This window comes from Microbacterium sp. NPDC090225 (assembly GCF_044772365.1).
Taxonomy (GTDB): Bacteria; Actinomycetota; Actinomycetes; order Actinomycetales; family Microbacteriaceae; genus Microbacterium.
Map to the genome: position 1 here is coordinate 2,224,915 of NZ_JBIVYS010000001.1, position 24,025 is coordinate 2,248,939.

Sequence of the window (24,025 nt, forward strand, 5' to 3'; positions counted from 1 at the left end):
CCCCGCGGCGGAGTAGCGTGGGCGGGGTGAGCACTCCCCCCTTCTCCTCAGCCGTGTACTCCGCCCGCCTGGATCGGGCATCCGCTCTCGCCGCCGAGGCGGGACTCGACGCCGTGGTCGTCGGCCCCGGGCCCGACCTGAAGTACCTGGTCGGGGTCGAGGGCGACACGATCGAGCGGTTGACCGCGCTCGTGATCGGTCCCGGTGTCGCACCGACCGTGGTCGTGCCCCGCATGGAGCTCGCGAAGGTGCGTAGCACGGCGGTCGGCACGCTCGGACTCGCGGTGTCGGATTGGGTCGACGGCGAGAACCCGTACGACCTGGTCGCGACCGCCGTCGGTTCGGTGGCGCGGGTCGGGGTGTCGGATGCCCTGCCGGCCCTGCACGTGATCCCGATCGGGGAGCGGCTGGGCGTGCGTCTCGAGCTCGCGACGCCCGTGCTGCGCGAGGGTCGCATGATCAAGGATGCCGCCGAGGTCGCCGAGCTGCGTCGCGCGGGCGATGCGATCGACGCCGTGCACCGCCGCGTGCCCGAGTGGCTGCGCGCCGGTCGCACCGAGCGCGAGGTCGCCGCCGACATCGCCGACGCCATCGTCGCCGAGGGCCACGAGACCGTCGAGTTCGTGATCGTCGGGTCGGGGCCGAACGGCGCGGACCCGCATCACGAGGTGTCGGATCGCGTGATCGAAGACGGCGACATCGTGGTCGTCGACATCGGGGGAGCGGTGCCCAGCGGGTACAACTCCGACAGCACGCGCACCTATGCGGTGGGCGCGCCCGACCCCGAGGCGGCCGAGCGCATCGCCGTGCTCGTGCGCGCGCAGCAGGCGGCAGTGGATGCCGCGCGGCCCGGGGCCACGGCATCCGAGGTCGACGCCGCCGCCCGGCAGATGCTGACGGATGCCGGGCTGGGCCAGGCTTTCCTGCACCGCACGGGCCACGGCATCGGCGTCTCCGTGCACGAGGAGCCGTACATCGCGCCCGGCAACGACCTGGTGCTGCGCGAGGGCATGGCGTTCAGCGTCGAACCGGGCATCTACTTCGCCGGGGAGTGGGGCGCCCGCATCGAAGACATCGTGGTGCTCACCGCCGACGGCTGCGAGCGCCTCAACACCTCCGAGCACTCCCTGCGCTCGGTCTGAGCGTCTCGGGGAGGGACGCTTCGACAGGCTCAGCGACCCAGTCTTATCGGGTCCCTGAGCCTGTCGAAGGGTCCCACGCGCGACACTGGGTCCCTGAGCCTGTCGAAGGGTCCCGCACGAGAGCTCAGACGACGAGCGGGTGCCAGTGGCGCTCGGTCAGGGTCGAGAGATCGGCCCAGGTGCCGTCGATGATCGGGGCATCCGGAGACGCCCACACGCCGAAGTGCGCGAGCGGGGTCGGCCAGGGGTAGTCGCTTCCCGGGCGCTCGACGACGTTGCGCACGGCTCCGAGGAACCGGGTCTCCGTGGGGGCACCGACGACCTCCGCGGCGAGCGCGCGGATCGTGACCGAGCCGTCGAGGTCGTCGCCGTCCGTCGACCGTGTCGGGAGGTCGAGCTTTCCCGTCTCCGAGCGGGGGACGCAGTAGACCTCGTCACCGCGACGGAGGAGCAGCCTCACCATCGACATCGGTCGCGGCGGACTGTCTCGCCGCACGACTTCGGCCCGGCCGCCCGGCGGGAGCCACGGGGCGTCCGCCGTCACGCGGACGACGGTCTCGTGCTCGGCATCCATCCCGTGAGCGTATCGGGCGGTCTCGTGGAGGGGCGCTTCGACAGGCTCAGCGACCCACGGAACCAGCTCAGCACCCAGGAGCAACTGGGTCCCTGAGCCTGTCGAAGGGCCCCACCGCATGGGCAGGAAAGGCGAAGCCGCCCTCCCCCGGGGGTGGGGAGGACGGCTTCTGTGGGGAGTGGAGCGGGGGTTACGACTCCACGCGGCGGCGGAGCACCAGCACGCCACCGGCGGCGAGCAGGAGCAGCAGCACCGCGATCGCGGCGATCGGCACGGTTCCACCGGTTCCGGCGAGGCCGTCTCCGCCACCACCGCCACCGACCGGGGCGGCGGTGACCGTGAGGGCACCCTCCGCGGTGAGGCCCGAGTCCGCTCCGACGGCGATCAGCGTGTGGGCGCCGACCTCCGCGTTCGCCGGGATGGTCACCTGGAGTCGGAATGCTCCGGACTCGTCGGCGACGGCATCCGTCAGGTGGATCGGATCGGAGTGCAGCGTCAGCGAGACGATCTCACCCGACGCGAACCCACGACCGGTGACCTCCACCGTGCCACCCTGCTGCACGGTCGACGCTCCGATCACGAGCTCGGCCTCGAGCACCGGGGTGTCTCGCACGTCGATCGTGAGCGGCGCAGACTCCGAGGCGCGGAACGCCGTGTCGTCGGACGGCACGAACCGGGCGACGTAGGTGTGCGCACCCGAGGTCGCGATGGTGACGTCGGCCGTGGCCGTGCCACCGGTGACCTCCGCCGAGCCGACGATCTCGTCGCCCTCGAAGAAGTCGACCTTGCCGGCGGCGCCCGCGGGCTTCACCGTCGCGATCAGCGGGATCGACTCGCCCGCGACCGGGTCGTCCGATCCGGCAGCCAGCGAGACCGAGGTGTTGCGCGGGACGGTCGAGTCGACCGCCACCTGCAGCGTTCCGCGAGCCTCGACCTTCGAGACGTCGCCGAGCGCCACCACCGGGTGGGCACCGTCGATGGCATCCACCGGAACCGTGATCTCGGCGTTGATCGCACCGTTCACATCGGACTTCACGACGACCGGGGTCTCCGAGTCGATGCGCACCGACACGTTCTCCTCGGCGGCGAAGCCCGAACCCGTGACGGTCACCCGGTCACCAGGGGCCACCGTGCCATCGGGCACCTGGATCTCGGGAGCGTACTCGGGCTCGGGGTCGACGACCCCGATCTCGAGCCGCGCATCGGCCGACCGCACGCCGTCGTCAGCCGTGACCGTCACCGTGTAGGTACCGGCGGTGGCGTAGGTGTGCGTTCCCGTGACCGCGCCGTCGGCGATCGTCACCTCGGCGACGGGGGTTCCGTCACCCCAGTTGACGAGAGCCGACGTCTCGCCCTGACCACCGGCGACCGTCGCGAGCGTCGCGTCGAACTCCTCGTCGGTGACCTGACCGTCGACCGTTCCGGCCGTGACGCTCAGGGGAGCGGCTGCCGTACGGTCGCCGTCCGAGGCGAGGGCGAAGATGTGCACGCGTCCGTCGTTGAGCGAACCCGCCTCCTTCGGCATCGTGAGCGACTCGACGACCTTCGGTGCACCGTCTCCGTCGACCGCGAGCGGGATGCCGGCGGTGGCGTAGATCGCGGTGTTCTTCACCGAGCCCTCGGGGCCCGTGCCCGAGAGGCGGCCTTCCGAGATCGTCAGCACCGTGTTGCCCTTGTAGGGGTTTCCGGATGCTCCGACCCAGTCGCCGAGGCTGATCGTCACCTGCTGCGTCGTGCCGTCGGTGAAGTGCAGCGTCGCGACCGAGTCGCGGTTGCTCTCGGTGGCGGTTCCGATGAACGCGATCTGCGTGGCACCGGCGCCGAGCGACACCTTGACCGTCTGACCCTCGCCCGTGATGTTGTCGGGCTGGCCGGCCGGGATCGCGGGCAGGTCGTAGGTCAGCGTCGTGTTCGGGATCGTCAGGGTCTGACCCTGCACGAAGCCGTCGGCGTTGATCTTGTCGCGGAAGTAGCCGTGACCCTGCGAGTCGCAGTTCGCGGCCGTGACGTTGAGGTCACCGATGCAGACGTTGTTGAAGGCGCCCACCAGCGTCTCGTCGCGGAACGCGGTCACCGTCGCGGTGGTCTGCGCCACCGCTCCGGCCGAGTCCCGCACCGTGACGGCTGCCGAGTACGTTCCGGGCGTCGTGAAGGTGTGCGGGGCGCTCACCTTCCAGCCACCCAGGTCGTCGCGCGTCAGCTTCACGTCGGTCACCGCGACACCGTCGCCGTAGTCGACCGTGACGGTGTAGCCGGAGGCATCCGTCTCGGTCCCGACGATCGTGGCGAGGGTTCCCGTGAACTCGGTGTCGACGGCGACGCGCTGCGGCGAGCCCGCCGAGATCGCGAGACCGTCGGCGGCGGATGCCGAGGCGAACAGCTCGACCTCCGAGAGCGCGAGCGTCGCGGCATCCGTCTTCAGCGTCAGCCTCACGCTCGTGAAGCCGTCCTGGTTCGCGGTCGTGAACGGTCGGGTCTGCGTGTCCCAGGTGAAGGACTGCGCCGTGCGGCTGTCGATCTCGGTCCAGGTGGTGCCGTCGACCGAGCCCTCGAGCGTCCAGCTCGACGGCGCGTTCGCCCTGTTCGCACTCGTGAGCGTGTACTGGCCGATCGAGACCGGACCGGACTGCGAGGTCCAGACGAGTTCGGCGGTGTCGCCCGTGAACGCCACGTTCGAGCTCATGTTGTCGTCGACGAGCGACCCGACGGGGGTTCCGTCGGTGGCCTTCAGCACGCCGCGTCCGGCCTTCGTCGCGTCGACCAGGGTCGTGGGTACGTCGAGCTCCTCACCGAGGTCCTTCGCACCCCACGCCGAGGGGGTGTCGCTCATCGTGAAGTCGAGCGTTCCGCCCGCGCGGACGAGGTCGCCGTCGAAGGTGGTCTCGGTGATCGGGGTGCCGTTGATGCTGGCGCCCGCCACGTAGTCCTTGCCCGCGGACGCCCCGGGGGCGTTGATGACGAGCTTCTTGCCGCCGATGTTCAGCGTCGCGCTGTCGAACAGCGGGGTGCCGATCGTGTAGTCGCCGGAGCCGACCTCGAGCGGGTAGAAGCCGAGGGCCGAGAACACGTACCAGGCCGAGAACTCGCCGTTGTCCTCATCGCCCGGGTAGCCCTGGCCGATGTCGTCGCCGATGAAGAGGCGGTCCTGGATGTCGCGGATCAGCTCCTGCGCACCCGAGGGGTCGCCCGCCTCGGCGAGCACGTAGGGGATGTGGTGCGCGATCTGGTTCGACATGCCGAGCATGCCCAGTCGCACGTCACGCGCCTCGCGCGCCTCGTGGATGCCGGAGTAGTCGGCCTTCTCGCGCACGGTGAGGAAGTCGTGCATGACGTCGACCAGGCCCTGGCGTCCGCCGTAGAGCGCGGCCAGGCCGTCGACGTCGTGCGGCGCGTGGAAGCCGAAGGTCCAGGCGCTCGCCTCGGTGAAGGCACCGCCCCACGCCTTCTTGTCGAAGTCGGCGCCCGAGGTCCACGAGCCGTCTGCGTTGCGCGAGGTGAACGTGCCCGCCTCCGGGTTGAACATCTCGCCGTAGTGCTCGGCGCGCGCCTCGAAGTACGTCGCCTCCTCCTTCAGCTGAGCGACGCGGTCGGCGGGGGTGTTCGGGTCCTCCGACAGGGCTTTCGCCATCTCGGCGATACCGAAGTCGTTGATGTATCCCTCGAGACCCCACGACGCGCTCTCGTGGGTGGTGGCCTCGGTGTAACCGAGGAAGATCGACTGCCCGAGTCCTTTGCGGCCGACGGCGTTGGATGCCGGCAGCACGGTCGCGTTCTTGACCGCGGCGTCATAGGCCTCGAGTGCCGTGTCGGTGCTCAGCGCACCGGCGAGGTACGCCTCGGCGAACGCGACGTCGGAGCTCGTGCCGGTCATCAGGTCGGCGTAGCCGGGAGACGACCAGCGCGCGATCCATCCGCTGTCGCGGTACTGCTGCACGAAGCCGTCGACGAGCTCTTCGGTCACGTCGGGGTAGAGCATCGAGTACAGCGGCCAGGCGGTGCGGTACGTGTCCCAGAAGCCGTTGTTGACGTAGATCTTGCCGTCGACGATCTTGGCGTTGGTCTGGGTGTCGCTCGCCGAGCCGGTCGTGCCGGCCACGGGGCTCGCGTACTGGTAGACCGGGTCGGCCTCGGTGCCCGTGTTCTCGAACTGCGAGTTCGGGTAGAGGTTGAGCCGGTACAGGCTCGAGTAGAGCGTGATGAGCTGCGTGTCGGTCGCCCCCTGCACTTCGTCGACGACGGAGAGGCGCTCGTTCCAGGCATCCTTCACCGCAGTGTGGGCGTCGTCGAACGAGACGCCCTCGAGCTCGAAGGCGTGGTTCTTCTTCGCCTGGTCCTGCGAGATGAACGACGACGAGATGCGCAGCTCGACCGAGCGGTCACCGGTCGTGTCGAACGAGGCGTAGCGGGCGGTGCCGTTGCGGTCGCCGACGGTCGTCGGGCCGGCCGTCGCGGGTGCGCGGTCGAAGGTGCCGTAGACGAACATGCGGGTGCGTCCGGGCCAGCCGGAGCCGCCGTCGACCCAGCCGCTGACCGTGTCGCCCGTGATCGACAGCTTCGACGAGTTCACGAGCTGATCGATGAGGATCGAGCTGGCGTTACCGGCGAACTCGAAGCGGTAGATCGCGCCGTGGTCGGTGGCGGTCACCTCGGTGCGGATGCCGTTGTCGAAGGTGACGTCGTAGATGTCGGGCCGCGCGATCTCGTTCTCGTGCGTGAACGTGAGCTTGCGGTCGTTCAGGTTCGAGGTCGGGTTGGCGTTCGCGGCGGGGAGCACGGCGAGCTGGTTGCGGTCACCCATCCAGATGCTCGGCTGGTGCGAGAAGCCGATGCCGTTGAGGCCGGGCTTGTTCTGCGCGTTGTTGGCGCGCTGGTACTGGTAGATCGTGCCGGTGTTGTCGGCGTTCGTCATCGGGGTGATGAAGTTGAAGCCGTTGGGCCATGCCGTCGCGGGCAGGTTGTTGCCGCGGGAGAAGCCGCCGGTCGAGTTCGTGCCGCGGCGGGTGTCGACGTACGACACGAGTCCGTCGGAGTCGTCGAGCGGGGTCGCGGCGTCGATCTCGACGTCGTCGAGCCAGCCGGTGAACGCGGTGGCCGCGGTCGGCGCCTCGATGTTCTTCACGTCCGCGCCCGGGTGGGAGTACGTGAAGCGGATGTCTTCGACGGTGCGGCCCTCGAAGGCTCCGAGGTCGACGGTGACCTTGTTCCACTGGTTGGGCCAGAGCCTGTTCGAGCGGCCCTGCTCGGTGGCGGTGACGGGGTAGCCGTACGAGTCGGTCACGCCGGGGGTGGCGGCGAGGGTGGTGCCGTCGTCGAAGGCGAGATCGACGGCCACGAAGGTGGCCGCATACGTCTGCTCGCCGTCGAGCACGGGGAAGACGAGGTACGACAGCTGGCTGTCGCCGTCGACGGTCACATCGACGTTCTCGTAGAGGGTGGTGGTCGACGATGCTGCGCCGGCGTCGAGGTGACGGCCCGAGTACTGCACGGCCTTGGTGCCGGTGAATCCGACTCCGGTCTTGGCGGTGTCGGATGCCGTGGGGCCGTTGCCGACGACGAGACGCAGGTCGCTCGCGGCGGGTGCTCCATTGCTCACCGCGATGGGCTCGAAGTCGGCGAGCTGGATGAGGTTCGTGGTGGGAGTGCGGTTCTCGGTGATGTCGAGACGGTAGTAGAGGAACGGCGCGCTCGGCGCAGCCAGTTCGAACGTGCGGGTCTGGCCGCGCGCGGTGAACATCTCGCCGGTCCGCTCGTCGACCGGGGTCCAATCGGTGCCGTTGTTCGAGCCCAGCACGCGGAAGTTCTTGGGGTCGCGCTCCTGCGCGTCGCCACCCGAGGTGAGCGTGTACTTCTGCAGCGGCTGAGCGGCGGTGAGCTGGTACTGCAGCCACCCCTTGTTCACGAAGGCGAGCCACTTGGTCGAGGCGTTGGCGTCGGCGGCGAACACGGCGGCTTCGTTCGGCGCGTTCTGCGCCGAGGCCGTGACGCCGTTCGGCGCGATCGCGGGAAGCATGCTGCCCGGGGCGAAGCGGTCGCCGGTGATGTTGACGGCTTCACCGGTGCCCGCGAGCGCGGGCACGGCATCCGTCGATTCGAAGGACGACGAGAACGTCCCTCCTGCTGCAGCCGCCGCGGGGAGCGGCGTCAGCATGGCCAGGGTCACCGTCAGGGCGGCGCCGGCGGCCGCCCAGATGCGACCTGCGGGTCGTTCGTTCCTCTTACGGGGAACAGTCATGGTTGCTCCTCAAACTCCACTGCGGTGTGTCGTTCGCCTGTCGCAGATACCGGGGGGCGGGCTGCGCGACGTTTATGACATCGCTGTCATAGATCGAGACACTAACACAGCGGATGCCGTGGGCGGAAGATGCATCCCCCATCGGATGACCCGTCATAATGAGCAGATCGCTCGAGGCGACAGAGGAACAGATGACACCACAGGAAGACGGGGCCGCACCCCGCCCCACGCTCGCGCAGGTCGCCGCGCGCGCCGGCGTGAGCCTGAAGACGGCATCGCGTGCACTCGGAGGCGAGTCGTACGTCAGCGAGAAGACGCTCACGAGCGTGCTCGCCGCGGCCGCCGAACTCGACTACCAGCGCAACGCCGCCGCGAGCCTCCTCGCCAGCGGACGCCTCGCGGATTCGCTCGGACTCATCACCGGAGACTTCACCAACCCGTTCTACTCGGCCCTCGCCCAGGCCGTCGAAGACGAGATCCGCCCCCGCGGCATGCACCTGTCGGTGGCGAACTCGCGCGAGTCCGCCGAGCAGGAGAAGCGCGTCGCGCACGACCTCGCCGACCGGCAGACCAAGGCGGTCATCACGGTCTCGGCGATGACCGACCACGCCGACTACGCGACGCTGCAGGCCCGCGGCATCCCGGTCGTCTTCGTCGACCGCCCGGCCGAGAATCTCGCCGCCGACTCCGTCGTGTTCGACAACCGCGAAGGCGGGCGCCTCGTCGCCCAGCACCTGATCGATCGCGGACACCGACGCATCGCGTTCATCGGCGACTACGCCTGGCTGCCCACGTACCGCGCCCGCCTCGCCGGCATGGGCGACGTGCTCGACGGGTCCCCGGTCGCCTGGCGCGAGCTGCTGCGCACCGACGCGCACGACGTCGCATCGTCACGGGAGTGCGTGCGCGAACTGCTCGCCCTCGACGAACCTCCGACCGCGATCGTGGCCGGCAACAACCGCGTCCTTCTCGGTGTCATGGAGGAGATCGCGGCGACCGATGCCCCGCCCGCCGTGATCGGCTTCGACGACCCGGAGTGGGCGACGGTGCTCGGCATCAGCGTCGTGACCGGCGACGTCGAGGAACTCGGGCGGTCGGCCGCGCGCCTGGCTCTCGCACGCCTCGGCGACCGCACCCGCAAACCTGAGAGCGTGGTCGTGCCGATGCGCCTCATCGAGCGGACGTCGACCCGCTCGCAGTGATTCACTGAGAGTCAAGACACGCCTCGGGCGCGCAGTCGCGTGCGGCATGTCGTGACCCCTCACGGGTGAACAGGGGCGGTGGCGTGCGTTGTCGCGGCGAGCGCATCGGCCAGGGGAACGAGATCGGCCATCGTCACCGGCCGCGGTGGCTGCGCCTCGACCACGCGCACGGCGGCGAGCGCCGTCAGGCGCCCGGTCGCCTCGGACTGCCCGCGGCCCGAGGCCTCGTTCCGCTCGCCCGTGCGGCGGTTCCGCGCGACGACGTGCCAGGCATCCGTTCCCACGTGGGGCGCCATCGTGAGGGCGCCGCGGAACGCCGGCATCCGCCCGACCAGCTCGAGCGCACCGGTCATCACGGCCGATCCGAGGGTCAGGTAGGAGCGGATGCTTGGGGCATGCGGCCCCCCGAGCAGAACGTGATCGGGGAAGTCTGCGCGCAGGTAGCGACGGGCCCGACCATCCGGCCCGAGCGCACGGATGCTCTCGTGGAAGTTGCGCACCATGCCGCCCTCGGGCGGGCGATGCAGATCGGTGCCGACGAGTCCGGCCGTCCACGCGACCGCGGCGGGTCCGTGCTGCTCGCCGCTGCCGAGCATCACGAGCACATCGACGTCGTCGCCCGTGCGAGTGCCGAGGGATCCCGCGAGCACCGTGCTGAGACCGGGCACGAGTCCGGCTCCGAGAACGACCGGTCCGGATGCCGTCAGCCGCAGCGCCTCGAGATAGGAGCCGGTGGCGGAGATGTCGACGAGGGGCGTGGCACCGGTCGCGGATGCGAGGTCGGCGCGCTCGATGCCCGAGGCGTTCACCACCACGTCGTGCTCGGCGGCGAGCGCGGCCAGCGGGGAGAGGTCGCCGCGCAGATCGATGCGGGCACCGTCGGACTCGGCACGGCTGGCGGCGGTGACGCGGTGCCCGTCGCGTTCCAGGTCTCGGCGGACGACGGTGCCGACGGCACCGCGGGCGCCGAGGAGCAGGGCCCTCATCGGATGCGGGGGTGGGAGGGGAGGGCGGACATGGTGCTCCTTCGTTCGGCGGGATCTCCATGGTCGGTTGCATCCGGTGGCGAGAGCCAGACGGTTTGCGGTTCCTGCAAAGATGAGGGGATGGATGCCGATACCGCTGACATTCTCGCCGCGATCGGCCCGCGCCTGCGCGCCCTCCGGCGGGCACGCGGACTCACCCTCACGTCACTCGGCGAGCTCGCCGGCCTCTCGATCAGCGTGCTGTCGCGACTCGAGACCGGCCACCGGCATCCGACCCTCGATCTGCTGATCCCGCTCGCGCGCGCCTACGAGGTGTCGCTCGACCGGCTGATCGGCGCACCCGAGACCGGTGACCCGCGCGTACACCTCGAACCCCAGCGGCTGATCGCCGGAGGAGTGGCCGTACCGCTGACGCAGCATCCGGGACGCGTGCAGGTGTTCAAGCACGTGCTCGGCCCCCGCGAGCCCGCGCTCGTGACACATCGTGGGCACGCCTGGATCTACGTGCTCGCCGGCACGCTACGACTGATCCTCGGAGCGGAAGAGCACGAGGTGGACCCGGGCGAGATCGTCGAGTTCGACGCCGCGACACCGCACTGGTTCGGGCCGGCCGACGGCCTGTCGGTCGAGATCCTGCACCTGTTCGGGCCGGAGGGCGAGCGGCCCGTGGCGCGCGACCTCTTCTCCCACCCGTGAGGGGTCAAGACACGCTGCACGCCCGGGTCGGGTCGCGGCGTGTTCTGACCCCTCATCGTCGGGTTCAGACGAGCGTGGACGCCCGCCGGATCTCCTGCTCGCGCAGGGCGTTCTCGACGGCCTCGACGTCGCGCACGGCGCCGCGGTCGGCCGACGTCGCCATCGCCGCGTAGGCGCGCAGCGCCAGCGAGACGGGGCGCTGCCGGTCGACGGGGCGGTAGCCACCGGCATCCAGCAGGCGCGCACGGCGCTGCTCGAGCTCGGGCTCGCTGACCTCGAGGGTCATGCCGCGGGTGGGGATGTCGATCGAGATGACGTCGCCGTCCTCGACGAGCGCGATCACACCGCCGGATGCCGCCTCGGGCGAGACGTGTCCGATCGACAGACCCGAGGTGCCGCCCGAGAATCGGCCGTCGGTGATCAGCGCGCACACCTTGCCGAGTCCACGGCCCTTGAGGAACGAGGTCGGATGCAGCATCTCCTGCATGCCCGGGCCACCCTTCGGGCCCTCGTAGCGGATGACGACCACGTCGCCCGGCTGGATCTTCTTGCCGAGGATCTTCGCGACCGCCTCCTCCTGCGACTCGCACACGACCGCCGGCCCCGAGAACACCAGGATCGACGGGTCGACACCCGCGGTCTTCACGACGGCGCCGTCGACGGCCAGGTTGCCACGCAGCACGGCCAGACCACCGTCGACCGAGTAGGCGTGGTCGACGTCGCGGATGCATCCGTTCTCGCCGTCCTCATCGAGAGCCGCCCAGCGCTCCGACTGCGAGAACGCGCTCGACGAGCGCACGCCACCGGGAGCCGCGAACCACAGGTCCTTCGCGACGTCGGTGGCCTTGCCGCCACGGATGTCCCAGTCATCGAGCCACGACGCGAACGACTCCGAGTGGATGGTGCTGACGTCTTCCTTCAGCAGACCGCCGCGACGCAGTTCACCGAGCACGGCGGGGATGCCGCCCGCGCGATGCACATCCTCCATGTAGTACATGCGGCCGTAGGCCGGGTTCGGGGCGATCTTGGCGAGGCAGGGCACGCGACGCGAGATCGCATCGATCTCGTCGAGGCCGAAGTCGATCCCGGCCTCGTGGGCGGCGGCGAGCAGGTGCAGGATCGTGTTCGTCGATCCGCCCATCGCGATGTCGAGCGCCATCGCGTTCTCGAACGCGGCGAAGCTCGCGACCTCACGCGGCAGCACCGAACGGTCGTCCTCGTCGTAGAAGCGACGGGTGATCTGCACCGCGACCTCGCCGGCCTTCTCGTACAGCGCGCGACGAGCAGTGTGGGTGGCGAGCACCGAACCGTTGCCCGGCAGGGCGAGTCCCAGCGCCTCGACGAGGCAGTTCATCGAGTTGGCGGTGAACATGCCCGAGCACGACCCGCAGGTCGGGCAGGCGTTCTCCTCGATGCGCTGGATGTCGGCATCCGACACCGTGTCGTTCGCCGCCTCGGAGATCGCGTCGACCAGATCGAGGGTGCGCACGCTGCCATCGACGAGCGTCGCGCGACCGGCCTCCATCGGACCACCCGACACGAACACCGTCGGGATGTTCAGACGCAGCGCCGCCATGAGCATGCCGGGCGTGATCTTGTCGCAGTTCGAAATGCACACGAGCGCGTCGGCCTGGTGCGCGTTGACCATGTACTCGACCGAGTCTGCGATCAGGTCGCGCGAGGGCAGCGAGTAGAGCATGCCGCCGTGGCCCATGGCGATGCCGTCGTCGACGGCGATGGTGTTGAACTCGCGGGGGATGCCGCCCGCCGCCGAGATCGCGTCGGAGACGATGCGTCCGACCGGCTGCAGGTGCGTGTGGCCGGGCACGAACTCGGTGAAGCTGTTCGCCACGGCGATCATCGGCTTGCCGAAGTCGGCGGCGTTGACGCCGGCGGCGCGGAAGAGGGCACGGGCTCCGGCGGCGTTGCGGCCATGCGTGACGGTGCGGGAACGAAGAGGGGTGGGCATGGTTCCACCTTCGTGGGACGGGACGGATGCCGGAAGACGGCGCTGACACTAGTAGTGAGAGCACTAGGTTTGTTCTGTGGCCGTGGACGAGGAGCAGCGCAAGGAGCTGGGGGCGTTCCTGCGCGCCCGGCGCGAGCAGCTCGACCGCAGCGCCTACGGCTTGCCGCCCGCCGGTCGCGGCCGCACGATCGGTCTGCGCCGCGAGGAGATCTCGTACCTCTCGGGCGTCAGCGTCACCTGGTACACCTGGCTCGAGCAGGGTCGCGACATCAATCCCTCGCGGCAGGTACTGGATGCCGTCGCCACCGCGCTGCACCTGACCGTGGCCGAACACGACTACGCGCTGCGCCTGGCGGGGTTCGCGCCCGCACGACCGGGGACGGGCGAGGCGGTCGAAACCGCACCGGCCCACGTGCAGCGCTTCCTCGATGCGCTGGAGGAGCACCCGGCCTACGCGCTCGCGCCCGACTGGGGCGTCGCCGGGTGGAATGCCGCCTACGAGGCGCTCTATCCGAACGTCGCCACCACCCCGCCCGAGAAGCGCAACCTGCTCTGGCTGATCTTCACCGACCCCGCCGTGCGCGACCTGCTCGACGATTGGGACGACACCAGCCGCCGCTTCCTCGCCGAGTTCCGCGCCGAGGCGGGGCCGCGACTCGGCGATCCGCGCTATCGCGACCTCGTCGGACGCCTGATGGAGGCGAGCCCGGAGTTCCGCGAGCGCTGGGAGAGCCACGACGTGCGCGGGTTCGAATCGCGCGAGCGCGTGTTCCGGCATCCGTCACTGGGCCGGCTCGTGTTCGAGCATCACCAGCTGCGGCCGTCCGACCAGACCGACATCCAGCTCGTCGTCTACACCCCCGCGGATGCGGCGGCCCGCGCGAGGTTCTTCCGTCGCCGCGACTGAGGTCGTGTTGAGACGCTTCGACAGGCTCAGCGAGCCAAGCAACTGGGTCCCTGAGCTTGTCGAAGGGTCCCGTCCCGAGGAACTCAGCCCTCGCCCGGCTCGATCCGCTTGCCCAGCAGCCCGTGCGTCGATTCGATCTCGACCTGCTCGTAGAGGCCGGCGTAGTTATCGCGGTGGTCGGGGTCGTCGGTGAGGTTCTCGCGGATGCGCATCTCCCACACGACGTTCTCGAAATCCGTCTCGAGCATCTCCTGCACGCGGCGGTGCAGTTCGTCGAAGACCTCGGGCGGGGCGAGGAATCCGATCGAGAGCTCGGCCAGGTCGAAGGTGCTCGCGTCGGTCAGGTCGCTTTTCTCGGTCATGCGCGCCAGGCTAGTCCCGGTACCTGCGTGTCATCCTCGCGAGGGGTCAGAACACGCCGTGCCCGGCGGACGATGACGGCGTGTCTTGACCCCTCAGCGGGGATGGACGCCTTTCCACCCGCGCGTCAAGACCCTTCACCTCGGCTGAAGCTCCGCGCAGAGTGACCCCATGGGCACCTTCACCGACCACCGCACCGAGCCCGAGCGCACCCCGGACGGCCATCACTTCGTGATCGACGGGCGACGCTGGCGCGCGACGGATCCGACGATCCCCGACTCGTTCCGGCAGGAGCTGGTCGACGAGCTGATGGCCGCGCGCCGCGCGGTCAAAGCCGGGGAGGCGGATGCTCGGGGGCGCGTGCAGGACGCGAAGGTCGCGCTCGGCGAGCGCGGGCACCCGTGGTGGGAGCAACGAACCGGCAGCGGATACGACGAGAGGATCGCCGCCGCCATCCGCACTCTCACGCGTCGACGGGAGGGCTCGTCGATCTGCCCGAGCGATGTCGCCCGCACCGTCGGAGGCGACACGTGGCGTGACTCCATGGACGACGTGCGCCGGATCGCCGGCTCCCTCGCCGCACAGGGCGACATCGTCGTCACGCAGAAGGGCGAGCCCGTGCGCATCGATCACGTACGCGGACCGGTGCGGATCAGCGCCATCCACTGAGAGGGCAGACCTGTCACTCGACCCGCTGGAGGGCGACGGCGTAGACGGTGGGGGCTCCGTCGAGATCGAGCACCACGCTCATCCCGGTTCCCGTCGTGGTGAGGTCGAAGGCGATGGTGGCGTTCGTGCACTCGATCGGGTCGGTGCTCGGGTCGCTCTCGAGCTCGCCCGCCTGGAGGGTGATCGTGCCGTCACCGCGGCAGGCGATCTGCCCCTGGTACGTGCCGGCGGGCACCGACGTGAAGCTCGTCAGGTGGTGCGCGGAGGCGTGCTCGCCCAGCCACCCCGAGAACGTGCCGGTCCCCTGGGCGTCGTCGGCCCAGATGATGGCGGTGTCCGCCCAGTCCTTGATGTCGTCGACGGGAATCGGCAGCAGGGCCGCGTCGGTGTCGGCATCCGCGGTCGGGGCGGGCGTCGGGGTCGGGGCGGCCGAAGCGGATGTCGAGGGTGCAGGCGTCTCGACATCCGTCGGCGCACCCGTGCACCCGGTGAGGGCGATGCCGACCGTCAGCACCGCCCCGATGGTGAGTCCTCGTCTGATGTCCATACGTCCCACGCTACGGAGGCCGACCCACGGGATCGAGTCGATCACCCGCACTCGGAGGAGGTACGGAGGTTCGGTCCGACGCTCAGGGTGCGGGCGGAGGCGGGAAGAGCGGCGATGTATCGGTGTACTCAGAATCCGGCAGCAGACGCCCGAAAAGTTCTTAACAGAGTTGTTAACACCTGTGGAAACGAGAAGGCCCCGCACATGGCGGGGCCTTCTCGAACTGTCTCAACACAGTGTGGAGCCTAGGAGATTCGAACTCCTGACATCCTGCTTGCAAAGCAGGCGCTCTACCAACTGAGCTAAGGCCCCGAGGGGTATTTCTTGAGTTGATGTGTGGGCCCACCAGGACTTGAACCTGGGACCTCTTCATTATCAGTGAAGCGCTCTAACCACCTGAGCTATGGGCCCGTCAACCTCCGAAACTTTACCGGAGATTCGCCGAAACTCCCAATCGAGCGCGGGGACCCGGGCGAGTCCCCGCGCTCGTGGGCGATCAGCGGCCCGGGCGAATGGTCACGCCACCGGCCGAGAGCGAGACCTCGATGCTGCGTCGGGCGCTCGCGGATTGCTCGACCCGAGCATCGAGGGATCCGGCATCCACGCTCTGGGTGATGTCGTACGCGACGTCCGGCACGGTGAGGTCGACCGACCCCGCGCTCACCTCGACCGTCGTGCGCGTCGGCGCGGTTCCGGTCAGTTCGACAGTGAGATCTCCCGCCGAGACGCTCAGCGACGCGTCGTCGACGTCGGCGAGGACGATGTCGGCACGGCCCGCGCTCATGTCGACCGCCAACGCGGTCGCCGACCCTTCGACGTCGAGCGCCCCCGCGCTCACGTCGATGTCGAGAGCACCGAAGTCGCCGACGACGTCGAGGCCCCCGGCGTCGAGCGTCAGGTCCGCGTCGATCGCATCGGCCCGCAGGCTCTCGGGCAGGGTCAGCACGGCGACCTCACCCCGACCGCCCCAGTCACCGAACCACCAGTCCCAACGATTGTCGGGACTGCGCACCACCAGTTCGTCGCCGTCGCGCTCGATGGTCCAGTCCGGGCCACGGCGGTTCGAGATGGCGAGCTCGGCCTGGTCGACGTCACCGAACTCCACGCGCAGGCTGCTGGCATCGGCGTCGACGGTGAGGGATTCGATCCCGTCGACGTCGATGCCCTGGACGGTGTCTCCGCCCGCGTTGCTCGCCACACTGATGTTGCTCGTGGCCGCGATCGCCGCGGTACCCGCCGTACCGACGAGAGCGATCCCGCCGACCACCGCGGTGATGATCGCGATCGCGGTGACCCCGCCCGAGCGTGCACCCGAACCGGTGGGTCCCGACGGAGCACTCGGGGGCGTGACGGATGCCGTCGGCTGGGCCGGCACCGACGCCGGCGGGGGAGTGAGCGGGGTGTGTCCGCCCTGGTAGTCGTTCTGGTCGGTGCTCATCGCGCCGCTCCGTTCTGGGTGGCCGGCGGGATGGGACCGCCGGTGTTCTCGATGTGGGCGAGGGCGGCGAGCACGCGGCGGTTTCCCGACTCGTCCTGCTCGAACCCGAGCTTCTGGAAGATGGAGGTGATGTGCTTCTCGACGCTCGCCTCCGAGACGAAGAGGAGTCCGGCGATCGCCTGGTTCGACTTGCCCTCCGCGATCAGCGCCAGCACGGTGCGTTCGCGCTCGGTGAGCCGCAGCATCCGGTCGTCGCGATTGCGCCGCGTGAGCAACTGCGCCACCACCTCGGGATCGAGCACGGTCGCCCCCTCGGCGATGCGCTGCACCGACTGCAGGAACTCGGCGACGTCGGCGACCCGGTCCTTGAGCAGGTACCCCAGCGGGCCGCCCTGTGCGGCGATCAGATCCGAGGCGTAGCGCTCCTCGACGTACTGCGAGAGCACGAGGAGCGCGAGCGACGGATGCGTCGACCGCAGTCCCAGCGCCGCACGGATGCCCTCGTCGGTGAACGTCGGGGGCAGGCGCACGTCGAGGATGCAGAGTTCCGGATCCGTCGTGGCGACCGCCTCGGTCAGCCCCGAGGTGTCGGGGAGCGCCGCGACCACCTCGTGGCCGGCGTCCTCGAGCAGACGCACGAGACCTTCGCGCAGCAGGACCGAGTCCTCGCAGATCAGGATGCGCATGGCACGTTCACCTCCAGGCTGGTCGGGCCGCCCTGCGGGCTCTCGAGGCGGAAGGTCCCTCCCGCGGCGAGCACGCGGTTGGCGATGCCGTCGAGTCCGCCACCGGGCTGCACCTGAGCGCCACCCATGCCGTTGTCCTCGACGCGGGCCCAGAGGGTGTTGCCCTCGCGGATGCGCACCGTCACTCGCGCTTCGCTGGCCCGCGAGTGCTTCGCCGCGTTGGTCAGCGACTCGGCGATCGAGAAGTACACCGCTGCCTCCGCCTCACGACTGCATCGACCGTCCATGCGGACGTCGAGCGATACCGGGATGTGCGAGCGACCGGCGAGTGCCGACAGGGCCGCGTCGAGTCCCCGGTCATCGAGCACCGAGGCATGGATGCCGCGGGCGAGCTGTCGGAGTTCGGTGATGGCGGCCTTCGTGGACGTGTGCGCCTCGGCGATCAGGTCCTTCGCCGCATCGGGATCCGTCTCGATCTTCTGCTGGGCGAGCCCGAGCGTCATGCCGACCGAGACGAGTCGGGGCTGGACGCCGTCGTGCAGGTCGCGTTCGATGCGCGTGCGTTCGACATCGGCGGCGCGCACGGCTCCCTCACGCTGTGCGGTGGTCGCGCGTACCTGCTCGGTGAGCTCGGCCTCACGGCTGCGCACCACGATGGCGAGCGACAGCGTGCGGTGGAGAAGGGCGAGCCCGATCATGCCGGCGAGCGACGCGGCGATCCCGAGGATGCCGACGAGCGGGGCCCAGGCGACGAGCAGAGCGCCACCGCCGAACGGGCCGACCACCGATTCCGCGGAGGTGAGGGGCGCGAACGAGATCACGACCGACCACGCGAACGCGGCGGCGAGACGCAGCACGATGAACCCGAGGATCACCGCGATGGCGAAGTTCGCCAGTGCCCGCCACATGCGTCCGTCGATCGTCTGGCGTCCGAGAGCACGAAGCCACCCGCCGAAACCGGGCCGTTCGCGAGGCCGCAGACGGAGGGGGGAGATCGGCACCCGGTAGAGAGCACCGACACGGGCGACCTCGAACCAACCGACGCCGAACAGCGCGTAGACCAGGCCGACGAGGAAGACCACTCCGATCCCGAAGGCGAAGAGCAGCCCGAGGCCGGTTCCGAGTATCCCGATGAGGGTCGCGTTGATGATGCCGCCGATGACGCCCACTCCCGCGAGATGCAGGATGGTGAGCGGGATCCTCAGCGGCGGCTTCACGGCCGTCGCCTGCGGCGGGGTCGCAGTCTGTGTCGTCATGATTCCAAGGTACGGGCGCGCAGATCGCGCGGACACCGAGGAACCCGGACACCTGGGTTCGGGTTTTCCCTACCCCAGGGACGACGGAGGGGCGGATGCCGCAGCATCCGCCCCTCCATGAAAATCGGTCAGTTCGACATGAAGCCGACGAGCAGGCCGCCGGTGACCTTGACCGCGAGGTTGTAGATACCCGCGATCACGGCGCCGAGCACCGTGAAGACGATGAGATTGAGGATCGCGACGACGGCCGCGAACGCCATGACCTGCGGAAGACCGACGACCTCGGTGAGGATGAACGCGTTGTCGGTGAGGCTCGCGATGAAGTCCTCAGCGGTCGACATCACGTTCGTCGCCTGCAGCACCAGGAAGACCAGGAAGAACGACACCATCGTGACGACCGCGAGGGCCACCGCTCCGAGGAACGAGAGCTTCACGGCCGACCAGAAGTCGACGTAGACCAGGCGCAGGCGAACCTGCTTGCCACCGGTCTTACGGGTGGATTTCTTCGCGAGCTTGTCGGCTACCGTGCTCATGCGTCCGTGCTCTCCTCGGGGGTCTCTGTCGTCTCGGTGACGTCTGCTGCGGCATCCGCCTCATCCGTTTCGTCTTCGTCGGAGAGGCCACGTTCGCCGTTGCGGGCGATCGCGAGGATCCGGTCGGCTTCCGTCGTCCGGGCGAACACCACTCCCATGGTGTCTCGGCCCTTGGCGGGCACCTCGGCCACGGCAGAGCGTACCACCTTGCCGCTGGACAGAACCACAAGGACCTCGTCGTCTGCGGAGACGATCAGACCGCCCGCGAGAGTGCCCCGATCGTCATGCAGCTTGGCCACCTTGATGCCGAATCCGCCGCGTCCCTGGACGCGGTATTCCTCGACGGCGGTGCGCTTGGCGTACCCGCCGTCGGTGACCACGAACACGAACTTGCCGGGGGCGGCGACGGATGCCGAGAGCAGACTGTCACCCTCGCGGAACTTCATGCCCTTCACACCCGCGGTCGCGCGACCCATCGGGCGCAGCGCCTCATCGGTGGCCTGGAAGCGCACCGACATGCCCTTGCGGCTGATGAGGAGGATATCGTCCTCGGCATCGACGAGCAGAGCGCCGACCAGCGCATCGTCGTCGTTCAGACGGATCGCGATGACGCCGCCCTGACGGTTGGTGTCGTACGCCTCGAGACGGGTCTTCTTGACGAGACCGTTGTGCGTGGCGAGCACCAGGTACTCGGCGACCGCGTAGTCGCGGATGTCGAGGATCTGCGCGATGCTCTCGTCGGGCTGCATCGCCAGCAGGTTGGCGACGTGCGTGCCCTTCGCGTCGCGGCCGGCCTCGGGCACCTCGTAGGTCTTGGCGCGGTAGACGCGACCCTTGTCGGTGAAGAACAGCAGCCAGTGGTGCGTCGTCGTGACGAAGAAGTGCTCGACGATGTCATCCGCGCGCAGCTGGGCGCCCTTGATGCCCTTGCCGCCGCGGTGCTGGGAGCGGTAGTTGTCGCTGCGCGTGCGCTTGATGTAACCATCGCGCGTGACGGTGACGACCATCTCCTCCTCGGCGATGAGATCTTCCATCGAGACGTCGCCGTCGTAGCCGTGCAGGATGTGCGTGCGGCGCTCGTCGCCGAACTTGTCGACGATCCCGGTGAGCTCCTCACGGATGATCGTGCGCTGACGACCCTCATCGGCGAGGATCGCCTTGTAGTCCGTGATGAGCGCTTCGAGCTCGGTCGCCTGGTCGATGATCTTCTGACGCTCGAGCGCGGCCAGGCGGCGCAGCTGCATCTGCAGGATCGCGTCGGCCTGGATCTCGTCGATGTCGAGGAGCTTCTGGAGTCCCTCGTTCGCTTCCTGCGTGGTCTGCGATCGACGGATGAGTGCGATGACCTCGTCGAGGGCGTCGAGCGCCTTGAGGTAACCGCGCAGGATGTGCATCCGCTTCTCGGCCTCGTTGAGGCGGAACTGCGTGCGGCGCACGATCACTTCGATCTGGTGCGCGATCCAGTGGCTGATGAACCCGTCGATCGCGAGGGTGCGGGGCACACCGTCGACGATCGCGAGCATGTTCGCGCCGAAGTTCTCCTGCAGCTGCGTGTGCTTGTAGAGGTTGTTCAGCACGACCTTCGCGACGGCATCGCGCTTGAGCACGACGACCAGGCGCTGACCCGTGCGGTCGGACGACTCGTCGCGGATGTCGGCGATGCCGGTGATCTTGCCGTCACGGGCGAGATCGCCGATCTTGACCGCGACGTTGTCGGGGTTCACCTGGTACGGCAGCTCGGTGATGACGAGGCACGTGCGGCCCTGGATCTCCTCGACGCTGACGACGGCGCGCATCGTGATCGATCCGCGGCCGGTGCGGTACGCCTCGTGGATGCCCTTGGTGCCGAGGATCTGTGCGCCGGTCGGGAAGTCCGGGCCGGGAACGCGCTGGATCAGGCCGTCGAGCAGCTCTTCACGGGTGATGCCGGGGTTGTCGAGCGCCCAGAGAGCGGCCTCCGAGACCTCGCGCAGGTTGTGCGGCGGGATGTTGGTGGCCATACCGACCGCGATGCCGACGGAACCGTTGACCAGCAGGTTCGGGAATCGGGCCGGGAGGACCGTCGGCTCCTGGGTCTGACCGTCGTAGTTGTCGGTGAAGTCGACGGTGTCTTCTTCGATGTCGCGCACCATCTCGAGCGCGAGGGGAGCCATCTTGGTCTCGGTGTACCGAGGGGCGGCGGCACCCATGTTGCCGGGCGAGCCGAAGTTGCCCTGACCGAGCGCCAGCGGGTAGCGCAGCGACCACGGCTGAACGAGACGCACGAGGGCGTCGTAGATCGCCGAGTCACCGTGCGGGTGGTACTGACCCATGACCTCGCCGACGACGCGGGCGCACTTCGAGAACGACTTGTCGGGGCGGAACCCACCGTCGTACATGCCGTAGATCACGCGGCGGTGCACCGGCTTGAGGCCGTCTCGTACATCCGGCAGCGCGCGACCGACGATCACGGCCATCGCGTAGTCGAGGTAGCTGCGCTGCATCTCGGACTGCAGATCGACCTGGTCGATCCGGCCGTGGTCGTGCTCGGGGACGGGGCGTTCTTCGTCAGTCATGTGTCATTTCCTGGGTTGCTGAGCTTGTCGAAGCATCCGGGACCCTTCGACAAGCTCAGGGACCCAGGGTGGCGCTAGATGTCGAGGAAGCGGACGTCCTTGGCGTTGCGCTGGATGAAGGTACGACGCGACTCGACGTCCTCACCCATCAGCACGCTGAAGATCTCGTCGGCGGCCGCGGCATCCTCGATCGTCACCTGACGGAGGGTGCGGGTGGAGTGATCCATCGTGGTCTCCCACAGCTCCTTGGCGTTCATCTCGCCGAGACCCTTGTAACGCTGGATGCCCGCATCCTTCGGGATGCGCTTGCCGTTGTCGAGGCCGTACTTGAGCAGCGCGTCGCGCTCGTCGTCGCTGAACACGTACTCGTGCGGCGAGTTCGACCACTTCAGGCGGTACAGCGGCGGCATCGCGAGGTACACGAAACCGGCCTCGATGAGTCCGCGCATGTAGCGGAACAGCAGCGTGAGCAACAGCGTCGTGATGTGCTGGCCGTCGACGTCGGCATCCGCCATCAGGACGATCTTGTGATAGCGGGCCTTCTCGATGTCGAAGTCCTCGCCGATACCCGTGCCGAAGGCCTGGATCATCGCCTGGACCTCTTTGTTGCCGAGGGCCTTGTCGAGGCGCGCGCGCTCGACGTTGAGGATCTTGCCGCGGAGCGCCAGGATCGCCTGCGTGTGCGGGTCGCGACCCTGCACCGCGGAGCCGCCGGCTGAGTCACCCTCGACGAGGAAGATCTCGCTGATCGACGGGTCCTTGCTCGTGCAGTCCTTGAGCTTGTCGGGCATCGCGGCCGACTCGAACACGCTCTTGCGACGTGCGGTCTCGCGTGCCTTGCGCGCGGCCATGCGAGCGGTCGCGGCGTCGATCGCCTTGCGGATGACATTCTTCGCCTGGCTCGGGTTGCGGTCGAACCAGTCGCCGAGCTGATCGCCGACGACCTTCTGGACGAACGCCTTCGCCTCGGTGTTGCCGAGCTTCGTCTTGGTCTGTCCCTCGAACTGCGGCTCGCCGAGCTTGATCGAGATGACGGCGGTCAGTCCCTCGCGCACGTCGTCGCCCGAGAGGTTGTCGTCCTTCTCCTTGAGCAGGTTGTTCGCGCGCGCGTACTTGTTGACCAGGGTGGTCAGCGCGGCGCGGAAGCCCTCTTCGTGGGTTCCACCCTCGTGGGTGTTGATGGTGTTCGCGTAGGTGAAGACGTTCTCGGTGTACGAGGTGGTCCACTGCATCGCGACCTCGAGCGAGATCTTGCGATCGGTGTCTTCCGACTCGAACGCGATGATCTCCTCGGTGACGACCTCGGCGTGACGAACCTTGTTGAGGTACTCGACGTAGTCGACGAGTCCGCGCTCGTAGAAGAAGACGTCACCGGGCTGCTTCTCGATCGTCTGCCCGGCCTCCTCGATCTCGTAGGTCGAGGAGGGACGCTCGTCGCTCAACTCGATGCGGAGCCCCTTGTTGAGGAACGCCATCTGCTGGAAGCGGGTGCGCAGGGTGTCGTAGTCGTACTCGGTCGTCTCGGTGAAGATCGATCCGTCGGCCCAGAAGGTGATCGCCGTTCCGGTCTCGTCGGTCGCCTCGCCCTTTTCGAGCTGCTGCTGCGGGGCGCCACCGTCGGCGAAGCTGTGCCGCCAGACGAAGCCCTTCTGCTTGACCTCGACCTCGAAGCGCGTCGACAGAGCATTCACGACCGAGGAGCCGACGCCGTGCAGACCGCCCGAGACGGCGTAGGCGCCGCCGCCGAACTTGCCACCCGCGTGCAGGATCGTGAGCACGACCTCGACGGTCGACTTGGTCGGGTCGGAGGAGTGCGGATCGACGGGGATGCCGCGGCCGTTGTCGACCACGCGCACGCCGCCGTCGGCGAGGAGGGTCACGAGGATCGTGTCGGCGTAGCCGGCCAGTGCCTCATCGACCGAGTTGTCGACGATCTCGTAGACGAGGTGGTGCAGACCGCGCGGACCGGTGGATCCGATGTACATACCCGGGCGCTTGCGCACGGCCTCGAGTCCCTCGAGGATCTGGATCGAGTCGGCCCCGTATTCGGGGAGCTCGTTCGCGGGTGCGTTCGATGTTTCTCCGGTCGCACCCGTCGAAGGGTCGGGGGTTCCCCCGGTGGTCGATTCGGACTCGTCGGCGGGGGATTCAGGCGTCATCAGAAGACATTCTCCACATCGATATTGCGAACTCCCAGTCTAGCCGGGTTTTCTCTCGAAATATCGCTCAACGGCCGCGTGTGGCCCTCTGAGAGGTTTTACCCCCTTGCATGG

Annotated in this window: 17 protein-coding genes and 2 tRNA genes; 5 read left to right on the plus strand and 14 right to left on the minus strand. The window is 68.7% G+C overall.

Annotated elements, in window-relative coordinates:
* Positions 1-26: 26 nt before the first annotated feature.
* A complete protein-coding gene (locus ACIQTT_RS10670; RefSeq protein WP_402789384.1) occupies positions 27-1,142 on the plus strand; it encodes a M24 family metallopeptidase in 1,116 nt (371 codons plus the stop codon).
* A gap of 124 nt (positions 1,143-1,266) precedes the next feature.
* Here the strand turns inward: ACIQTT_RS10670 and ACIQTT_RS10675 are convergent, their stop codons facing one another.
* Both ACIQTT_RS10675 and ACIQTT_RS10680 read right to left on the minus strand, forming a co-directional pair.
* Positions 1,267-1,716 (minus strand): NUDIX hydrolase, encoded by a 450-nt coding sequence (locus tag ACIQTT_RS10675; RefSeq protein WP_402789386.1) that lies wholly within the window; start codon positions 1,714-1,716, stop codon positions 1,267-1,269.
* 190 nt (positions 1,717-1,906) lie between these two features.
* Positions 1,907-7,948 carry a GH92 family glycosyl hydrolase gene (locus ACIQTT_RS10680; RefSeq protein ID WP_402789389.1) on the minus strand — a complete coding sequence of 2,014 codons (6,042 nt, stop codon included), beginning with the start codon at positions 7,946-7,948 and terminating at the stop codon, positions 1,907-1,909.
* A 191-nt stretch (positions 7,949-8,139) separates the two neighbouring features.
* On the opposite strand from ACIQTT_RS10680, the gene ACIQTT_RS10685 reads away from it, so the two are divergent.
* Positions 8,140-9,150 carry a LacI family DNA-binding transcriptional regulator gene (locus tag ACIQTT_RS10685; protein ID WP_402789392.1) on the plus strand — a complete coding sequence of 337 codons (1,011 nt, stop codon included), beginning with the start codon at positions 8,140-8,142 and terminating at the stop codon, positions 9,148-9,150.
* A gap of 59 nt (positions 9,151-9,209) precedes the next feature.
* Here the strand turns inward: ACIQTT_RS10685 and ACIQTT_RS10690 are convergent, their stop codons facing one another.
* Entirely contained in the window at positions 9,210-10,136 is a 927-nt protein-coding gene (locus ACIQTT_RS10690) for a hypothetical protein (RefSeq protein ID WP_402789394.1), read from the minus strand.
* A 120-nt stretch (positions 10,137-10,256) separates the two neighbouring features.
* Between ACIQTT_RS10690 and ACIQTT_RS10695 the strand changes: the two genes are divergently transcribed.
* Entirely contained in the window at positions 10,257-10,832 is a 576-nt protein-coding gene (locus ACIQTT_RS10695) for a helix-turn-helix domain-containing protein (RefSeq protein WP_402789397.1), read from the plus strand.
* Positions 10,833-10,896: 64 nt separating this feature from the next.
* Here the strand turns inward: ACIQTT_RS10695 and ilvD are convergent, their stop codons facing one another.
* Positions 10,897-12,801 (minus strand): dihydroxy-acid dehydratase, encoded by a 1,905-nt coding sequence (ilvD, locus tag ACIQTT_RS10700; protein ID WP_402789400.1) that lies wholly within the window; start codon positions 12,799-12,801, stop codon positions 10,897-10,899.
* 82 nt (positions 12,802-12,883) lie between these two features.
* Here ilvD and ACIQTT_RS10705 point away from each other — a divergent pair, with 82 nt between their 5' ends.
* A complete protein-coding gene (locus tag ACIQTT_RS10705; protein WP_402791168.1) occupies positions 12,884-13,708 on the plus strand; it encodes a helix-turn-helix transcriptional regulator in 825 nt (274 codons plus the stop codon).
* Positions 13,709-13,791: 83 nt separating this feature from the next.
* On the opposite strand, the gene ACIQTT_RS10710 is transcribed toward ACIQTT_RS10705, so the two are convergent.
* Complete coding sequence (locus tag ACIQTT_RS10710) at positions 13,792-14,070, minus strand: hypothetical protein (RefSeq protein ID WP_402789402.1); 279 nt, start codon at positions 14,068-14,070, stop codon at positions 13,792-13,794.
* A gap of 169 nt (positions 14,071-14,239) precedes the next feature.
* On the opposite strand from ACIQTT_RS10710, the gene ACIQTT_RS10715 reads away from it, so the two are divergent.
* The gene (locus tag ACIQTT_RS10715; RefSeq protein ID WP_402789405.1) at positions 14,240-14,737 is read left to right on the plus strand and encodes a DUF3253 domain-containing protein; all 498 of its coding nucleotides are present in this window, start codon (positions 14,240-14,242) and stop codon (positions 14,735-14,737) included.
* A gap of 13 nt (positions 14,738-14,750) precedes the next feature.
* Here ACIQTT_RS10715 and ACIQTT_RS10720 read toward each other — a convergent pair whose 3' ends face one another.
* The 9 genes from ACIQTT_RS10720 to gyrB all read right to left on the minus strand — a co-directional run bounded on the left by ACIQTT_RS10720 (position 14,751) and on the right by gyrB (position 23,911).
* On the minus strand, positions 14,751-15,284 hold the full coding sequence (locus ACIQTT_RS10720; RefSeq protein WP_402789408.1) for a hypothetical protein: 534 nt from the start codon (positions 15,282-15,284) through the stop codon (positions 14,751-14,753).
* Positions 15,285-15,523: 239 nt separating this feature from the next.
* Positions 15,524-15,596 (minus strand) — tRNA-Ala (locus ACIQTT_RS10725).
* A gap of 25 nt (positions 15,597-15,621) precedes the next feature.
* A tRNA-Ile gene (locus ACIQTT_RS10730) sits at positions 15,622-15,695 on the minus strand.
* 85 nt (positions 15,696-15,780) lie between these two features.
* Positions 15,781-16,722 (minus strand): hypothetical protein, encoded by a 942-nt coding sequence (locus ACIQTT_RS10735; RefSeq protein ID WP_402789411.1) that lies wholly within the window; start codon positions 16,720-16,722, stop codon positions 15,781-15,783.
* Positions 16,719-17,408, minus strand: a complete 690-nt coding sequence (locus tag ACIQTT_RS10740) for a response regulator transcription factor (protein ID WP_247624043.1) — start codon at positions 17,406-17,408, stop codon at positions 16,719-16,721. Before ACIQTT_RS10740 ends, ACIQTT_RS10735 begins: the two co-directional genes overlap by 4 nt.
* The gene (locus ACIQTT_RS10745; protein ID WP_402789414.1) at positions 17,396-18,664 is read right to left on the minus strand and encodes a histidine kinase; all 1,269 of its coding nucleotides are present in this window, start codon (positions 18,662-18,664) and stop codon (positions 17,396-17,398) included. The genes ACIQTT_RS10740 and ACIQTT_RS10745 overlap by 13 nt, the downstream gene beginning before the upstream one ends.
* A 128-nt stretch (positions 18,665-18,792) precedes the next feature.
* Positions 18,793-19,197, minus strand: a complete 405-nt coding sequence (locus tag ACIQTT_RS10750) for a DUF3566 domain-containing protein (RefSeq protein ID WP_402789417.1) — start codon at positions 19,195-19,197, stop codon at positions 18,793-18,795.
* On the minus strand, positions 19,194-21,752 hold the full coding sequence (gyrA, locus tag ACIQTT_RS10755) for a DNA gyrase subunit A (RefSeq protein ID WP_402789420.1): 2,559 nt from the start codon (positions 21,750-21,752) through the stop codon (positions 19,194-19,196). Before gyrA ends, ACIQTT_RS10750 begins: the two co-directional genes overlap by 4 nt.
* Before the next feature lie 74 nt (positions 21,753-21,826).
* The gene (gene gyrB / locus ACIQTT_RS10760) at positions 21,827-23,911 is read right to left on the minus strand and encodes a DNA topoisomerase (ATP-hydrolyzing) subunit B (protein ID WP_402789423.1); all 2,085 of its coding nucleotides are present in this window, start codon (positions 23,909-23,911) and stop codon (positions 21,827-21,829) included.
* Positions 23,912-24,025: the final 114 nt, after the last annotated feature.

What these genes read in the sequence shown, in the direction of transcription:
- ACIQTT_RS10675 (WP_402789386.1), bottom strand. Translation starts at nt 1,716, where the DNA reads ATGGATGCCGAGCACGAGACCGTCGTCCGCGTGACGGCGGACGCCCCG.
- ACIQTT_RS10680 (WP_402789389.1), bottom strand. Translation starts at nt 7,948, where the DNA reads ATGACTGTTCCCCGTAAGAGGAACGAACGACCCGCAGGTCGCATCTGG.
- ACIQTT_RS10685 (WP_402789392.1), top strand. Translation starts at nt 8,140, where the DNA reads ATGACACCACAGGAAGACGGGGCCGCACCCCGCCCCACGCTCGCGCAG.
- ACIQTT_RS10690 (WP_402789394.1), bottom strand. Translation starts at nt 10,136, where the DNA reads ATGAGGGCCCTGCTCCTCGGCGCCCGCGGTGCCGTCGGCACCGTCGTC.
- ACIQTT_RS10695 (WP_402789397.1), top strand. Translation starts at nt 10,257, where the DNA reads ATGGATGCCGATACCGCTGACATTCTCGCCGCGATCGGCCCGCGCCTG.
- ilvD (WP_402789400.1), bottom strand. Translation starts at nt 12,801, where the DNA reads ATGCCCACCCCTCTTCGTTCCCGCACCGTCACGCATGGCCGCAACGCC.
- ACIQTT_RS10710 (WP_402789402.1), bottom strand. Translation starts at nt 14,070, where the DNA reads ATGACCGAGAAAAGCGACCTGACCGACGCGAGCACCTTCGACCTGGCC.
- ACIQTT_RS10715 (WP_402789405.1), top strand. Translation starts at nt 14,240, where the DNA reads ATGGGCACCTTCACCGACCACCGCACCGAGCCCGAGCGCACCCCGGAC.
- ACIQTT_RS10720 (WP_402789408.1), bottom strand. Translation starts at nt 15,284, where the DNA reads ATGGACATCAGACGAGGACTCACCATCGGGGCGGTGCTGACGGTCGGC.
- ACIQTT_RS10735 (WP_402789411.1), bottom strand. Translation starts at nt 16,722, where the DNA reads ATGAGCACCGACCAGAACGACTACCAGGGCGGACACACCCCGCTCACT.
- ACIQTT_RS10740 (WP_247624043.1), bottom strand. Translation starts at nt 17,408, where the DNA reads ATGCGCATCCTGATCTGCGAGGACTCGGTCCTGCTGCGCGAAGGTCTC.
- ACIQTT_RS10745 (WP_402789414.1), bottom strand. Translation starts at nt 18,664, where the DNA reads ATGACGACACAGACTGCGACCCCGCCGCAGGCGACGGCCGTGAAGCCG.
- ACIQTT_RS10750 (WP_402789417.1), bottom strand. Translation starts at nt 19,197, where the DNA reads ATGAGCACGGTAGCCGACAAGCTCGCGAAGAAATCCACCCGTAAGACC.
- gyrA (WP_402789420.1), bottom strand. Translation starts at nt 21,752, where the DNA reads ATGACTGACGAAGAACGCCCCGTCCCCGAGCACGACCACGGCCGGATC.
- gyrB (WP_402789423.1), bottom strand. Translation starts at nt 23,911, where the DNA reads ATGACGCCTGAATCCCCCGCCGACGAGTCCGAATCGACCACCGGGGGA.